The sequence below is a fragment of the Streptomyces formicae genome (genome assembly GCF_002556545.1).
Lineage (GTDB): Bacteria > Actinomycetota > Actinomycetes > Streptomycetales > Streptomycetaceae > Streptomyces > Streptomyces formicae_A.
Genome location: NZ_CP022685.1, coordinates 7,346,556 through 7,362,429, shown reverse-complemented (window position 1 = coordinate 7,362,429; position 15,874 = coordinate 7,346,556). Strand labels below are relative to the sequence as shown.

Genomic DNA, 15,874 nt, shown 5'->3' with positions numbered 1-15,874 from the left:
CGATGGCACGAAAGCCGTCCAGGCGGGTACGTACGTTCGCATGACGCCTGAGCGCCCACGGCCCGCGGTGCCGCCCGCACCGACCGCCACGTACCGGCTCCAGATGCAGCCCGACTTCCCCTTCGCCGCCGCCGAGGCGGCCGTCCCCTACCTGGCCTCGCTCGGGGTCTCGCACCTGCACCTGTCGCCGGTGCTGGAAGCGGTCCCGGGCTCCACGCACGGCTACGACGTGACCGACCACGCGTGCGTACGGGGCGAACTCGGCGGCGAGGCGGGCCTCCGGGCCCTCTCGCGCACCGCGCGGGGCGCCGGGCTCGGCCTCGTCGTGGACATCGTGCCCAACCACATGGCGGCCGTGCCGCGCCACAACCACGCCCTGTGGGAGGTGCTGCGCGAGGGCCCCGCCTCGCCCTACGCGCGCTGGTTCGACATCGACTGGGAGGCGCACGCAGGGCGCGTCCTGCTGCCCTTCCTCGGCGGCAGGATCGGCGACGAGCTCCCCCGGCTGCGGGTCGACGGGCGGATCCTGCGCTACCACGAGCACGCGTTCCCGATCCGCGAGGGCACCGAGGAGCTGCCGCTGCCCGCGCTCCTGGACGCGCAGTGGTACCGGCTCGCCTGGTGGCGACTGGCCCGTACCGAGCTCAACTACCGGCGCTTCTTCACCATTTCGGACCTCATAGGGGTGCGCGTCGAGGACCCCGAGGTGTTCGACGCGACCCATGCGACGGTGCTGCGGCTGCTGCGCGAAGGAGTCGTCGACGGACTGCGGATCGACCATCCCGACGGGCTCGCGGACCCCGGGGCGTACCTCCAGCGGCTGCACGAGGCCACCGAGGGGCGCTGGACGGTCGTCGAGAAGATCCTCGCCGACGGCGAACGGCTGCCCGCCGCCTGGCCGGTGGCGGGCACCACCGGCTACGACGCGCTGCGCCACGTCGACGGCGTCTTCACCGACCCGGCGGGCGCCGGTGAACTCCTGGGCCAGTACCGGCGCTTCGCCGCGCCGCCCGCCGACCGGGGCGGCGACTGGGGGCCGACGGTGCGCCGCGCCGCGTACAAGGTCGTCACGCACGAGCTGGCCGCCGAGGTGGACCGCCTCACGCGCGTGGCCGCGGCGATCTGCGCCGCGGACCCCGCCCTGGGCGACCACGCGCCGTGGGCGCTGCGCACCGCCCTCAGGGAGCTGCTCGTGCGGCTGCCCGTCTACCGGCCGTACGCCCGTGGGGGCGCGGACCCCGAGACGGTCCTCACCCCCGGGGCCGCCGATGAGGCCAGGACGGCCTTCAGTGTGCCCGAGGAGGCCGCGGCGGTCGATGTCGTGAGGGACTTGGCACTGGGGCGTGCCGGGGCCCTGGAGGGGCCTTCGGCGGCCGCGGTGGAGGAGTTCCGCGCGCGGTTCGCGCAGACGGCGTCCGCGCTGCGCGCCAAGGCGGTCGAGGACACGGCGTTCTACCGGCACGCCCCGCTGCTCTCGGCCGCGGAGGTGGGCGGCGCGCCGGAGCGGCCCGCGGTCTCCGTGGAGACCTTCCACGCGTACTGCGCGCGCGTGCAGCGCGACTGGCCCTACTCGAGCACGGTCCTCTCGACGCACGACACCAAGCGCAGCGCGGACGTGCGCGCGGGCATCGCCGTCCTCACGCAGTGCCCGCGGCGGTGGGCCGACCTGCTCGTCGAGCTGACCGAGCAGACCACGCGCGCGGGCGGGGCCTGCGCGCCCGATCCCCAACTGGCCTGGGCGGCCTGGCAGACCGCGGTCGGCTTCGGCTTCCCGTACGACTCGCGGCTGCAGAACGCGCTCCTCAAGCACGTGCGCGAGGCGGGCCTGCACACCAGTTGGACGGAGCCCGACGAGGCGTACGAGAAGGCGGTGACCGCGTTCGCCGACGCGGGTCCTTGCGGGCCCCCGCTGTACGCCGTCGCCTCCTTCGTGCGCGAACTGGCCCCCCACGTGCGGGCGATCGTCCTCGGCGCCGCGCTGACGCATCTGACGATGCCCGGGGTGCCCGACCTCTACCAGGGCACCGAGGGCGAGTACCGCGCCCTCGTCGACCCGGACAACCGCGGGCCCGCGCGGTTCCAGCCGCACGTCCTGGAGCGGCTCGACACCCAGCGGGAACGCTGGGACCTCTCGGAGGAGAAGCTCGCGCTCACCGCGGCGGCGCTGCGCCTGCGCGCGCGGCGGCACGAGCTGTTCGGGGGCGCGGCGACGTACGAGCCGCTGACCGCCGAGGGGCCCGGCGCGGCGCACTGTGTGGCGTACGCGCGCTCCGGAGAGGTCGTGGTGGCGGTGACGCGGCTTTCCCTGCGCCTGGAGGAGGCCGGGGGCTGGCGGGAGACGGAGCTGGCGCTGCCCGCGGGACGGTGGGCGGATGTGCTCGCTCCGGAGCGGGAGTTCGACGGGCACACGCGCGTGGCGGCGCTCTTCGCCGAGTCCCCCGTCGTGCTCCTCACCCGCCTCGCCGAGGAGTAGCGAGACCACCCGGGCGGTCGCTCACCCGTGGCGTACGAGGAGGGTGCGCGGCCCGCGCGTCAGGAGCCCCTCGGGCGCCGGTCGGAAGCCCGGCGCCCAGCGCAGGCCAGGCAGCGCGTCGAGCAGGGCCCGCAGGCCGTGCTCGGCGGTGAGCGCCGCGAGTTCGGCGCCCGGGCAGGCGTGGCGGCCCGCGCCGAACGCTACGCGGCCGGGATCCGCGCGGAAGATGTCGTACCGGTCCGGGTCGGCGAACCGCGCGGGGTCGCGGCCCGCCGAGCCGACCAGGCAGGCCACGACCGCCCCCGCGGGCAGCGGGACGCCCGCCACGGTGACAGGGCGGGCCGCGCGGCGCAGCACCACGTGGGCGGCCGGGTCGCGGCGCAGCGACTCCGCCCACGCCCCGGGTATCAGCTCGGGGCGCTCCCTGATGAGGGCCAACTGCCCCGGATGGTCGAGGAGATTGGCGAGGAACGAGCCGAGCGCGAGCGCCGCGGCCTCGCCCCCGCCGCCGAGCAGGGTCCCCGCGACGCCCATCACGGTCTCGTCGGACAGCGGGCGTCCGTCGATCTCGGCCGTGCACAGGACGGAGAGCAGGTCGTGGCCCGGGTGGGCCCTGCGGCGCGCCAGATGGGGCCGCAGACAGGCTTCGAGGTCCCGGTGGTGCGCGCCGCCGAGGTGGGCGAGCCCGCCGCGGCACAACTCCTGGACGCGGGCGGCGTCTTCGTAGGGCAGGCCGAGCGCGGCGACGGCCGCGGCGGTCGGCAGCCACTGACAGAACTCGGCGACGAGGTCGGCCTCCTGGCGTGCGGCGATGCGGCGGGCCAGGACGTAGGCGGTACGCGAGACGCCCGCGGCGAGCGCGGCCAGGGCGCGGCCGCGCAGCGCGGACGAGACGAGCGCGCGGTGCGCGAGGTGCGTGGGCCCCTCCATGTGCGCGAGGCCGCGCCCCGGCGGCGGCGCGACGAGCCGCGGCCTCGCGAGCGCGGCACACACATCCCGGTACCGACTGACCAGCCACGCGCCGGTCCCCTCGTCGCGCACGAGGGGACGCCGCTCCCGGAGCACCCGGTACAGCGGATACGGGTCGCGCGCCACGTCGGGCGACGTGGTCACCGGGACGGTGAGGGTGGGTATCTCCACGTCGGCCGAAGAGGCGGCGTGCGGGCCCGGCGCGGGTGCCTCCGCCGGGGGACGGGCCAAGGCACTACTCCCACCGTCCGCCGCCGACCCAGGCAACCCAGCCAGCCCAGGCAACCCCGCAGTGAAGCAGTCCAAGGCGTCGCGGCCGTCCACAGCCGAGGGGGCCTCAACGGTCCCGCGCTCCGGGAACGGGACGTGGGGCGGAACGTGAGGCGGGACGTGGGGCGGGAAGCAGCGCACCGCGGGGCTCCCACCTGTGCGTCGGTGCGGCGTGGCGCCGCGGAGGTGTGTCCAAGGACATCACCGGGGAGCGCGCGGCGCAGGCTCCGTACGCCCGTACGAGTGACGGGCGCCCGGCGCGCGGCGGGGCCGCAGGCGACCTTGACACCGCACGCGGGGCGTGGCGTACTGCGGATTGCGTCAGTGGCGGACCAGACGGGGGTGAGTCAACTGGCGGTGCAGCGCTACCCCACTGTTCCCGAACTCACCTCTTCCGCACAGCAGTTGGTCGCCCACCGCCCCGACCTGGGCACCCTGCGGCAGATCGGCGCGTCACGCGCGGGCAGGCCGCTGCATCTGCTCTCCGTGGGGCGCTCCGCCCGCGCCGTCCTCGTCGTCGCGGGGGCACACGCCAACGAACCGACCGGCGGCTCCACCCTCCTGCACCTCGCCGAGTGGACCCTGCGCGACCGACGGCTGCGCGCCGACACCTCCTGGCACTTCCTGCTCTGCGCGGACCCGGACGGCGCGCACCTGCACCGCACGCCCGCCCCGCGCACGCTCCTGGACTACCACCGGAACTTCTTCCGCCCGGCGGGTCCCGAGCAGCCCGAGTGGTCGCCCTCCGTACTGCCGCCGGACCTGCTGCCTCCCGAGACCCGCGCCCTGACCTCGGTCATCGACGAACTGCGGCCGTACTTGCAGGTGTCCCTGCACGGCACCGATCTGGGCGGCAGCTGGGTGCAGTTGACGAAGGACATCCCTGGGCTCGCCGAGCCGTTCGCCAAGTCGGCGGCCGAGCTGCACATCCCGGTCGAGGCGGGGGCGTCGGACGCGGCGGGCTGGCCGGCCTCCGGACCCGGCGTGCACATCCTGCCCGGACCCGGCGTTGACGCCGCCTACCCGAGCCTGCCGGAGGACGCCAGGCTCACCACCTGGCACCACGCCCACCGGTACGGCGGCCGCACCGCGATCGTCGAGGTGCCGATGTGGGCGAGCGACCTGGTCGACGACGCCGCGACGCACCCGTCCCCGGTGCGGGCGATGCGGATCCTGGCGCGGCGGCTGCGGCGGGACGCGGGCCTGGTCGAGGAGATCCTCGTCGAGGCGCTGCCGCGGCTCCCCGAGGGCGCCGAGGGACCGCTGCTGAGGGCCGCGCGCTGGGCCCTCGCCCTGGTTCCCGGGCTCGCCGACGACTGGGGACGGCTGCCGCCCGCGGGCACGAGCAGGGCGTACATCGGGAGCGTCGACGCCTTCGGCCGCCGGCTGCCGCTGCGCGCGGCCGCGATGCTGCTACGGGTCCTGGAGGACGCGGGGGACCGCGCGGCGCCCCGTCTCGAACAGCTCGTGACGCTCTGGAGCAACGCCTTCGCCGAGCGGTTCAGGGCCCGCTGGGTGCCGATGGAGGACCAGGTGGAGCACCAGTCGAGGACCACGCTCGCCGCCGCCCGCCACGCGCGCGTACCGGGCGACTGATCCTTCGCACCGGGTGATCCTTCGCACCGGGTCAGGTGACGGAGAGGCGGAAGGCCATCCGCCCGAAGCTCACCAGGTCGCCGTCCTGGACGACGGCCGCGCCGGTCACCCTGCGGCCGTTCACCGACGTGCCGTTGGTCGAGCCGAGGTCGCGCAGCACCCACATGCCGCCCTGCCTGCGCAGCTCGGCGTGGACGCGGGAGACGGTGTCGTGGCTGAGCCGCAGCCCGTTGGCCGGGTCGCGCCCGATGCGCAGCGGGTACGGGCTCTCCGGAGACGGCAGCATCAGCTTCGGCAGGCGCTCGGCCTGCCACGCCCTGCGCAGCTTCATCGTGAAACCGGAGACCGCCTCGACGCCGCCGAGCACCGCCCGCTGCCAGCGGCTCTCGGTGCGCAGATCGGCGGTGAGCACGGCCAGTTCGTCCGGCTTGCTGGCGGAGAGCACCAGCTCCATGCGCCGCAGGAACGTGTCGTGGGAGAGCCTGCCGAGCGCGGCGCCCTCCTTGAGTGCGTCCAGCGCCCGGTCGCGCTCGGCGTCCGTCACGCGCGCGGGGTATGTGGAGAACTCGAAGGAGGATGTCACCAGGCGATTGTCCGCCAAGCCCGGCCCGGGTGTCCAGATTGCGCGGAGGCCACGGCCGATCGTCGGCTTCTCCCGACAGGCCCACCGCTCCTGACGCACCATGGGACGCACGAGGTGACGGACGGCAGACGAGGGGAACCGTCGGTGAGGTTCGAGGTGTGGGCACCGCAGGCCGCGCAGGTCGCACTGGAGTGCGCGGGCGACACGCACGCGTTGGCGCGTGACGAGGAGCGCGCGGGGTGGTGGACGGTGGACGCGGAGGCCCGGGACGGCACGCGCTACGGCTTCTCGCTGGACGGCGGCCCCGTCCTGCCCGACCCGCGCTCGCGGCGCCAGCCGGACGGGCCCGACGGACTCAGCGCCGTCGTCGAGCACACCCGCCACGCGTGGCGCACGCCCTGGGCGGGGCGCGGCATCCGCGACGCGGTCCTGTACGAGCTGCACGTGGGGACGTACACGCGCGAGGGCACGCTCGACGCGGCGGCCGCCCGGCTCGGGCATCTCGCCGAGCTCGGTGTGACGCACGTGGAGTTGATGCCGCTGTGCCCCTTCCCCGGCCGCCACGGCTGGGGTTACGAAGGGGTGTCGCTGTGGGCGGTCCACGAGCCTTACGGCGGCCCCGAGGCGCTGAAACGATTTGTCGACGCGGCGCACGCGCTGGGGCTCGGCGTCGTCCTCGACGTCGTGCACAACCACCTCGGCCCGTCCGGCAACTACCTGCCCGCGTTCGGCCCGTACTTCACGGAGACCCACCAGACGCCCTGGGGCGCGGCGGTCAATCTGGACGCGCCCGGCTCGGACGAGGTGCGCGCGTACCTGATCGGCAGCGCGCTCGCCTGGCTGCGGGACTACCGGATCGACGGCCTGCGGCTGGACGCGGTGCACGCGCTGCGCGACACGCGCGCGTGCCACTTCCTGGAGGAACTCTCCGCCGCCGTCGACTCCTTGGCCGCCGAGCTCGGCAGGCCGCTGTCCCTGATCGGCGAGTCCGACCTGGCCGATCCACGGGTCGTCACGCCGCGCGCGACCGGCGGCCTCGGCCTGCACGCGCAGTGGAACGACGACTTCCACCACGCCCTGCACACCGCGCTCACCGGCGAATCGCAGGGCTACTACGAGGACTTCGCGCGGGCCCCGCTCGCCGCGCTCGGCAAGACGCTGACGCGCGCCTTCTTCCACGACGGGACGTACTCGACCTTCCGCGGCCGCGCCCACGGCCGCCCCGTGGACCGCGCGCGGACCCCCGCGTACCGCTTCCTCGGCTACGCGCAGACGCACGACCAGATAGGCAACCGCGCGCAGGGCGACAGGCTCGCCGCCGCCCTCTCCCCCGGCCTGCTCGCCTGCGCGGCCGCGCTGACGCTCACGGGGCCGTTCACGCCGATGCTGTTCATGGGCGAGGAGTGGGGCGCCACGACGCCCTGGCAGTTCTTCACCGACCACACCGACCCCGAGCTCGCCGAAGCCGTACGCCGGGGCAGGCGGCGGGAGTTCGCGGCGCACGGCTGGGCCGAGGAGGACATCCCCGATCCGCAGGACCACGGCACGCGGGACCGGTCCTGCCTCGACTGGGACGAGCCGGCCGAAGGACACCACGCGCGCCTGCTCGCCTGGCACCGCGAACTGATCGCGCTGCGCCGCGCCAGGGGCGATCTGACCGACCCCGATCTGGCGTCGGTACGGGTCGCCCACGACGAGAGCGCCCGCTGGTTCGCGTTCCGGCGCGGGGACCTGCGGATCGCCGTGAACCTCGGCAAGGAAGAGGTCGCCGTACCGCTGGACGGCCGCCACGCGCGCGTGCTCGCCGCCTGGGAGACGGTCGAGGCTCCCGGCGCGGACGGGGTGGTGCGGCTGCCCGCCGAATCGTGCGTGATCCTGGGCACCGCGTAGGTAGGCCACCGCGGAGGAGACGACGTACCCGACAAGGAGAGGGCGCACCATGCAGCAGCGATTCCTGGGCCGTACGGGACTGCGCGTCAGTGAGCTGTGCTTCGGCGCGATGATGTTCGGCAGCGGTGCCGACGAGGCGACGTCGCACCGCATGCTGGACACGTTCACGGAAGCGGGCGGCACGTTCATCGACACGGCCGACATGTACGGGCGCGGGGTGTCGGAGGAAATCCTCGGCCGCTGGCTCAAGGGGCGGCGCAGGGACGACCTCGTCATCGCCACCAAGGTGTTCGCCACCATGAGCGACGCCCCCAACGCGGGCGGCCTGAGCCGCAAGCACATCGTGTCGGCGGTGGAGGCGAGCCTGCGGCGCCTCGGCACCGACTACATCGACCTCTACCAGACGCACGTGTGGGACGCGACGACGCCGATCGAGGAGACCCTGTCCACGCTGGACACCCTCGTGAAGGCGGGCAAGGTGCGCTACGTGGGGGCGAGCAACCTCTCCGGGGCGCAGTTGCAGAAGGCCCTCGACGTGGCGCGGGCCCGCGACTGGGAGCCGTACTCCTGTCTGCAGCCGCTGTACAACCTCCTCGCGCGCGAGGTCGAGTGGGAGCTGCTGCCGCTGAGCGCGGCCGACGGCGTCGGCGTCATTCCGTACAGCCCGCTCCAGGGCGGCTGGCTCTCGGGCAAGTTCCGGCGCGGCATGGCCAGTCCGCCCGAGGGGGCGCGGGGTTCGGGCGCCTGGGAGCGGCGGGACACCGAGGAGACCTGGCAGGTGGTCGACGCCCTCGTGGAGATCGCCGACGCCACCGGGCACACCCCCGCGCAGGTGGCGCTGCGCTGGCTGCTCCAGCGGCCGGGGGTGACCGCGCCCATCGTCGGGGCGCGGTCCGTCGAGCAGTTGAGCGACAACCTCGGCGCCGCCGGCTGGGAGTTGACGGCCGATCAGGACGAGCGGCTGACGTCGGTGAGCGCGCGACCGCTGCCCTATCCGTACGACGTCCTGGCGTCCTACCCGGGCCGCGAACCGCGCACGGGGCCGCGCACGGACTTCAGCTGACGAGCGGCCTCAGCTGACGATCGCCATCTCGCGGGCGGTGCCGTTCAGGCGCCGCCCGCCGTCCTCCGTGACGGTCACGATGTCCTCGATGCGCACGCCGAAGCGGCCGGGCAGATAGATGCCGGGCTCTACGGAGAAGCACATTCCCGGCACGAGCGGCTGTTCCTCGCCCTCGATCATGTAGGGCGGTTCGTGGGTGGTGACGCCGATGCCGTGTCCGGTGCGGTGGATGAAGCGCTCGCCGTAGCCGAACTCGGTGATCACTGCGCGGGCGGCGCGGTCGACGTCCTGGCAGGCCGCGCCGGGCCTGACCGCCGCGCAGCCCGCCGCCTGCGCCTCGCGCACCACGTCGTGCACGCGCTGCTCCTCGGCGGTCGGCTCGCCGACGTGGACCGTGCGCGAGGTGTCCGAGCCGTAGCCGTGCAGCAGGCCGCCGAAGTCGAGGACGACCATGTCGCCGTGCTCGATGACGCGCTCGCCCGCCTCGTGGTGGGGGTTGGCGCCGTTGGGACCCGAGCCGACCACGGTGAAGTCGACCTGGGAGTGCCCGAACCGCCGCAGCAGCTCGGCGAGGTCGGCGGCGACGTCCGTCTCCCTGCGGCCCGCGAAGGGCACCTTCTGGATCTCCTCGTACGTCGCGTCGGCCGCGGCACCGGCCGCCGCGAGCCGCTCCAGCTCGGCGGCGTCCTTGACGGCGCGGAGCATCGGCAGCGCTTCCGTGAGGGAGACGTACGAGGTGCCCGGCAGCGCCTTCTGGAAGCCGAGCAGGTGCATCGCCCAGGCGTTGTCGCTCACCGCGAAGCGGCCGTCCACGTCCAGGAGCGGGGCGGTGACGGCGTACGGGTCCTTGCCGTCGGTCCAGTCGCGCAGCGTGAGCGCGGCGGCGCCCACGGCCCGCTCGGCGTCCGGGGCCTCCAGGGTCGGCACCACGAGGACGGGGTCCTGGCCCGCGGCGAGCACGAGCGTGGTGAGGCGCTCGGTGGCGGCGGTGGGGCGGTAGCCGGTGAGCCACGTCAGGTCGGGCCCCGGGGCGACGAGGACGCCCGCGAGACCGGCGTCGGCCGCCGCGGCGGCGGCCCGCTCCATGCGGGCCCGGTAGTCGGCAGCGGTGAAGGGCACGGGCTCGTCGGCGGTGCGGGGCGCGGGCGCGCTGCTCATGAGACCTCCAGGTGTCTACGCCAGCATCCTGCCCGCCCCGGCCCCCACCCGCGAACCCGGCCCCCTCTCTCCCCCCGCCTGCCCGACTCAGGTCACGACGCCCGGCCGCACCGAGAGCACCTGTCGCCCACCGCCCTCGTGGCGGACCGTCAGCGTCACCTCCTTGCCCGGACGCGTCCCGGCGACCGCCGACGCGAGGGACGCCGCCGAGCGGACCCGGGTCCCGCCGAACGCGAGCAGCGTGTCGCCGCGCACGAGTCCCGCGGTGTACCCGGGCCCCGGGACGTGCACGCCGACGAGCAGGGCGCCGGGGCCGCCGGGAGCATCGACGGCCTCGACGCCGAGGGTGGCGGGCCGTACGGGCCTCGCAGGGGCGGCGGTGTGGTGCGGCGCCCCGCCGGGTGCGCGGGACGCGGAAGACCGCTGCTCGGGAGCGTGCCCCGCCTTCGCGCCCGCGCCCGGCGGCGCCGCCCGCTGCATCTCGGCGAGCTTGCTCATGCCGATGACGGTGGCGCCCACCGTCCCGATGCCGATGCCCGAGAGCACCAGGACCGCGGCGAGCAGCAGGCCCGACAGGAGAGTCGTCAGGCGCCTGCCGCGCCGCCTCAGGGCGTGCGGCCGCCGGCCCCCGCCGAACCTCTTGCCGGATTTGTTGCCGGACCTCTTGCCGAAGCCCCTTCCTGAACTACTGCCCGGAGCCCTCCCGGGGCCGCAGGGCTCCTGCCCCGGCATCGGCTTGGGACGCAACGCGGTGTCATCCATGGCTCGCCTCCGGCCACAGCCCTACCCGGCGCGTCCCGGCACCGACGCCTCACGAACGGGTGACGTCCAGCTGTACGGGCCTACCCGGAATGCCCGTCGTGCCCGCCGTGCCCCGCGCCGTGGTCGAACTTCAGTGCCTCCTTCGGCATCACGACGAACGGCCGCATCATGCCCATGTCCTCGTGCTCCAGGAGATGGCAGTGGTACATGAAACGGCCGTACGCGCCGTCGAACTTGCCCATCACGCGCAGCTGCTGGCCACCGGGCACCAGGAACACGTCCTTCCAGCCGCGCTCGTTGGGCGCCAGCGGGATCTGCCGGTCCGGGTCGAAGGTGATCGGCGTGCGGGTGCCGCCGACGGTGACGTCGAAGCCCGAGACGTCGTACGCGTCCCTGCCCAGGAGCTGGAAGTCCGCCAGGTGGATGTGCATCGGGTGGGTCACCGGCGGGTTCACCGCGAGGTTCAGGAAGCTCCACTGCTCGTGGCTGCCCTCGGCGATGGTGAAGCCGAGGCCGTCGTTGAACGTGCGGGCGGTCCTTCGGTACGTCTTGACCTTGCCGTCGGCGCCGCGCACCTGGATGATCCCCTCGGCCGGGAACCGGAGGTCGCCCGGCTCCGCGATCTCGGTCATCTCCCAGATCTCCGGGTGGCCGCCGCCGCCCTTCGTGGCGGGCGGGGTGAGCACGATCAGGCGGTGGCCGTGCTCGATGTCGTGCGAGAGCGGGCGGAACGAGCCCGAGAGGACCTCCGGCAGTTCGAACGTGTCCGGCTCCGCGCACTCGCCCACGCGGAACTCCATGACCTGCGGATAGCGCACGTCGTTCGGCACGTCCGGCACACCGGGAGCCTGGGCACGGCCCTTGTTGACCAGGCGGAGGCGGCGGCCCGCGAGCTCCCTGAAGTCGACGAGCAGGTCCATCCGCTCGGCGGGCGCGACGGTGAGCGTCGGCAGCGCGGCGTCGAAGTCCACCGGCACGGGGCGCGGCAGGAGCCCGCCGTCGCTGCCGATCTGGTGCAGGACGCCGGTCACCGGGTTGCCGTCCTCGTCGATGAGGACCAGGTCGTACACGCGCGCGTTCGACGCGTTGACCAGGCGGAAGCGGTACCAGGCCGCGTCCACGTCCGCGTACGGCCAGATGCGGCCGTTGACCGTGCTGTAGGGGCCGGTGAAGGGCAGCGAGACCGGCTTGCCCGTCTCGGCGTTCTTCGGGTCGACGATGACCGTCTTGTGCAGCAGGCGACCGTTCAGCCGACCGTCGGCGTCCGTGTCCAGGTTCCTGTCGGCGAGCAGGAGGGGGATCTCCCGGTCGCCGCACGGCAGTTGGAGCGCGTCCTCCTCGTCGTCCCGGACGAGGTAGGTGCCGTACAGGCCCGCCTGGACGTTCCACCGGGTGATGTTCATGGCGTGGTCGTGGTACCACCACTGGACCGCCTGGTGGTCGTTCGGGTACTCGGAGAGCTGTGCGTCGCCGTACCCCACGGCGTTGTCCGCCCAACCGTCGTTGCCGCCGCCCGTCTGCGCGCCGTGCAGATGGGTCACGGCCCAGGCGGGCAGTGCCGCCACGTCCTTGTTCGGCTCGACGCCCGCGCGGCCGGGCAGCGTGCCCGGCGAGGGGTCCTTCCGCGGGTCGCCGCGCGGCACCTCGACGGCGGTGACGGGAAACGCGGAGTCCTTGGGGACGCGGTTGGTCCAGGCGATGCGGATGCGCTGTCCGCGGCGCACCTCGATGGTCGGGCCCGGCACCGAGCCGTCGTATCCCCACATCAGCGTCGGTGGCAGCTGCGGGTGCAGGCGCACCCAGGCGGGGCGCAGCGCGATCTCCGTCTCCTCGCGCACGTCCGCGGAGTCGGGCCGCAGCACCGGCGGGACGGTCAACGGCGCTACGAACGGCACCAGTTCGCCGTCGGCAAGGGCCGCCGCCCCGGGCTCGGGCTCGTCGCCGAGCAGTCGGTCCGTGATGCGGTCTGCGATGTGGTCAATGATGTCGGTCACGATCGAACACCCCCGTGTTCATCCCCCATGTCACGGCCGGTAGAAGGCCGCCTTCACTTCAGAGGACTCCTCACGCCTCACCGAAGTTCCACGAATCCAGCATTCCGGATGAAACCATCCGAACGAGCCCCACCGGCGTGGCCGGTGGGGCTCATAGGGCTGGTGGGGCTCTTGTGACTAAGGTCAGCGCGGGCCCGGTCAGCGCGGGCCCGGTCAGCGCAGGCCCGCGATCGAGGGGACCCTCGGCACCCGGCCCGGCACGAAGCCGTGCGCCCGCCGCGCCAGATCCCGGGCGCCGTAGCGCCGACAGTCCTGGTGCCACTTGAGGATGCCCGCCATCCAGTTCCGCAGGTGGGCCACGTGACCGTTCAGGGCGCCCTTGGCCTCGTCCGTCAGCTCGAAGTCCGCGTACAGGACGGGCAGTTCATGTGCCACGACGTGCTCGAACTGCCGCATGCGCTGGGTCATGAGGTCATGCACGACGCGCAGCGCCGTCGGGTAGTCGCAGCCGAAGAAGTTCCGTACGACCAGGATGCCGTTGTGGATCTCGCCCTCGTACTCGATCTCCTTCTGGTACGAGAAGATGTCGTTCATGAGCATCGCGTAGTCGGCGGCGGCGTTCTCCAGGGAGCGGACCGGGCCGCTGCGGTAGATCTCCTCGGGCACGGCGGGCCCGTGCTCCATGTGGCACAGGCGCATGGTGAGGTCGCTGCCGAAGGTGGCGCGGCGCATCTCCAGGTAGTCGACCGGATCGGGGATACGGTTCTGCAACTGGTTGGAGAGTTCCCACAGCCAGCTCTCCAGCATCACCTCCACGGAGTCCCGCAGCGGCCGCCGCCGCCCCGGGGGCATGCCCTCTGTCGTACGCCGCCACAGGTCGACGAGGCCCCGCTCCAGGGCGTTCGCGGGCGCGGTCGTCGGCACGCCCTCCAGCGGCATGCACGCCGAGAGGCGCTCGGTGCACGCCTTCGCGGCGGCGAAGGCGCGGCCGTGGCCGAAGACCAGGGGGTAGTAGTCGTCCGCGTAGGTGCCCCAGACCAGCCACTGGGAGCTGAGGTCGAGCGCCTCCTCGGTGGCGTCCGGGTCGATGCCCGCGGCACACAGCGGCAGGTCGTAGGCGTCGAGCTTGTCCTCGTCCCAGACGCCCTCCGCCAGGATGCCCGTCGCGTGCGCCCAGGCGGTGATCCGGCGCCGAGCCCCGGCCAGGCCCGGGTTGAGCGTGACCTCGAACGGCATGGGGATGTCCGGCACCCGGGACGGGCCCACCCGCTCGTACGGCACGTGGGTGAAGGAGCGCAGCCGCTCCGCGCCCGCGGCGGCGAGCAGCGCGCCCACGTCGGCGGCCGACGTGCCGATGCCGGTGGGGCCGCCCGGTCCCGCGGTGTCCAGCGCGCCCTCGTTCATGTACCTGCTGGAGCGCAGGTGCCACTCGTGGCCGCCGGACTGCCAGTCCTGAAGTCCCCGCGTGTAGGCGGCGACCGCGGCCACCTCGGGCGCGGAGAGGCCCTTCTCCAGGGCGATGGCGGGCACTTCGGTGAACGCGGTGTGCTCGAACTGGTGCAGCCGCGAGGTCAACACGTCGTTGACGGTGTCGGCCGCCTCCTGTGTGGTGCAGTCGAAGAAGGTCTCCAGGACGAGCACTCCGTTGCTGAGCTCGCCCTCGTCCTGGACCTCGCGCTGGTACGAGAAGAGGTCGTTGCGCAGGTGGACGCTGTCGGAGAACGTCTCCATGAGCACCCGCAGCGGCCTGGACCCGGCGACCGCGACGGGCACTTCGGCGGTCGCGTACTCGATGAGCCCCGCGGACCAGGGCGCGCCGCCGACCTTGCGGCGCATCTCGATGTACTCGACGGGGTTGGCGATCCGCCCCTCGTTGATGTTGGAGAGTTCCCACAGGGACTCGTTCAGGAGGTGCTCGGTGGACCGGGCGAAGCGGCGGCGCCAGTCCACCGACATCGCGGGGACCGTGCGCGTCCACAGGTCGGCGAGGCCCGCCTCGACCGGGTTCCCCGGCTCCGGCATGGGCGTGGCGAGGTCCATCGGCATGAAGAGGGGCAGCCGGTCCAGATGGGCCTTGCCCGCGGCGCGGTCCTGGGTGCGCTTGAACATGTCCAGGAAGTGGTCGTCGAAGAAGAAGACCCACACGTACCAGTCGGTGATCAGCGAGAGGGCCGGACCGTCACAGTCCGGATGCGTGTACGCGCACAGCAGGCCGTAGTCGTGCGCCTCCAGGTCACTCTGCTCCCAGACGCCTGAGCCCTCCAGCATGCCCATGCCGCGCGCCCACCGGGTGGAGTGCGCCCGTGCCTCTTCGAGGTGTGGGTTGAGCCGCGCGGGATGCGGCAGGTAGAAGTGCGGGAGTGCGAACGGCTGAGTCATGGCCCGGCCATACCCGGGGCCCTCGGCGGGCATCCGGGCGGAGGCACATGATCGCACCATCGCGTGAATCGGACGCGTGGTGGGGCGCGCGGGGAGCACGCGAAGGTATGGGGCGCCGCCCCACCCTCTCCCTCGCTCCCCGCCTCCCCCGTCTCCCCGGTGGACGCCCCACGGAATCCCCCGTTTCCCGGCGTGAGCACGATCGCCGCCTCTAGGCTGCCGTCACGCCCCCGGAAGGAACCCCCTCCATGACCGACGCGCCGCCGCGAGCGGAGCTGCTCCTGGACCAAGAGGTCCCCGACGACCTGCGCCGGGAGCTGGTCGCCGCGCTCGACGCCCTCGGCGCGCCACCGGCCCGGGTCCACCGCGTCCTGGACCACCGAGGCGCGGCGGACATCCCCTGGATCGTCCTGGTCTCCCTCCCCTTGCAGGCGTTCCTGAGCGGCCTCGGGGCGGAGGCGGTCAAGGACGCGTACGAGGCGTTCAAGGGGGTCGTCCGCAGGGCCTCGCGCCCCTCGGAGCCCGCGCCCGGCACGCTCGGAGCGGCGTGCCGGGACCGGCCGATGGTGCTGCGGGACCAGGCGAGCGGTCTGGACGTCGTCCTCGAGGCCGACCTGCCCGCGGAGGCGTACGACCGGCTCGTCGGGCTCGACCTCGCGGAGTTCACCGTGGGGCCGCTGCACTACGACCGCGCGCAGGGCCGTTGGCGTTCACTCCTTGACGAGGCCGCCGGCTGA

The 15,874-nt window shown here is 73.7% G+C and carries 11 protein-coding genes; 5 read left to right on the top strand and 6 right to left on the bottom strand.

Annotation, left to right across the window (positions count from 1 at the left end):
• Positions 1–40: 40 nt before the first annotated feature.
• Complete coding sequence (gene treY / locus KY5_RS32035; protein WP_098245476.1) at positions 41–2,473, top strand: malto-oligosyltrehalose synthase; 2,433 nt, start codon at positions 41–43, stop codon at positions 2,471–2,473.
• A gap of 21 nt (positions 2,474–2,494) precedes the next feature.
• On the opposite strand, the gene KY5_RS32030 is transcribed toward treY, so the two are convergent.
• Positions 2,495–3,673, bottom strand: a complete 1,179-nt coding sequence (locus tag KY5_RS32030; RefSeq protein WP_234362959.1) for a cytochrome P450 — start codon at positions 3,671–3,673, stop codon at positions 2,495–2,497.
• Positions 3,674–4,036: 363 nt separating this feature from the next.
• On the opposite strand from KY5_RS32030, the gene KY5_RS32025 reads away from it, so the two are divergent.
• Entirely contained in the window at positions 4,037–5,308 is a 1,272-nt protein-coding gene (locus tag KY5_RS32025; RefSeq protein ID WP_418952833.1) for a M14 family zinc carboxypeptidase, read from the top strand.
• A gap of 31 nt (positions 5,309–5,339) precedes the next feature.
• On the opposite strand, the gene KY5_RS32020 is transcribed toward KY5_RS32025, so the two are convergent.
• On the bottom strand, positions 5,340–5,891 hold the full coding sequence (locus KY5_RS32020) for a DUF1707 and FHA domain-containing protein (protein ID WP_098245475.1): 552 nt from the start codon (positions 5,889–5,891) through the stop codon (positions 5,340–5,342).
• Positions 5,892–6,035: 144 nt separating this feature from the next.
• Here KY5_RS32020 and treZ point away from each other — a divergent pair, with 144 nt between their 5' ends.
• Together treZ and KY5_RS32010 are read left to right on the top strand one after the other, a co-directional pair.
• Positions 6,036–7,781, top strand: coding sequence for a malto-oligosyltrehalose trehalohydrolase (gene treZ / locus KY5_RS32015; RefSeq protein WP_098245474.1), 1,746 nt, complete (start codon positions 6,036–6,038; stop codon positions 7,779–7,781).
• Between the two features lie 49 nt (positions 7,782–7,830).
• Positions 7,831–8,844, top strand: a complete 1,014-nt coding sequence (locus tag KY5_RS32010; RefSeq protein ID WP_098245473.1) for an aldo/keto reductase — start codon at positions 7,831–7,833, stop codon at positions 8,842–8,844.
• 9 nt (positions 8,845–8,853) lie between these two features.
• On the opposite strand, the gene KY5_RS32005 is transcribed toward KY5_RS32010, so the two are convergent.
• From KY5_RS32005 to cyc2, 4 genes are all read right to left on the bottom strand, one after another.
• Entirely contained in the window at positions 8,854–10,002 is a 1,149-nt protein-coding gene (locus KY5_RS32005; protein WP_098245472.1) for an aminopeptidase P family protein, read from the bottom strand.
• Between the two features lie 87 nt (positions 10,003–10,089).
• Entirely contained in the window at positions 10,090–10,764 is a 675-nt protein-coding gene (locus tag KY5_RS32000) for a PDZ domain-containing protein (protein WP_098245471.1), read from the bottom strand.
• An 80-nt stretch (positions 10,765–10,844) separates the two neighbouring features.
• Positions 10,845–12,758 carry an O-aminophenol oxidase PhsA gene (gene phsA / locus KY5_RS31995; protein WP_199843336.1) on the bottom strand — a complete coding sequence of 638 codons (1,914 nt, stop codon included), beginning with the start codon at positions 12,756–12,758 and terminating at the stop codon, positions 10,845–10,847.
• A gap of 213 nt (positions 12,759–12,971) precedes the next feature.
• Positions 12,972–15,137: a germacradienol/geosmin synthase Cyc2 gene (cyc2, locus tag KY5_RS31990; protein ID WP_098245470.1), complete on the bottom strand. Its 2,166-nt coding sequence runs from the start codon at positions 15,135–15,137 to the stop codon at positions 12,972–12,974.
• A 248-nt stretch (positions 15,138–15,385) separates the two neighbouring features.
• On the opposite strand from cyc2, the gene KY5_RS31985 reads away from it, so the two are divergent.
• The gene (locus KY5_RS31985) at positions 15,386–15,874 is read left to right on the top strand and encodes a hypothetical protein (protein ID WP_098245469.1); all 489 of its coding nucleotides are present in this window, start codon (positions 15,386–15,388) and stop codon (positions 15,872–15,874) included.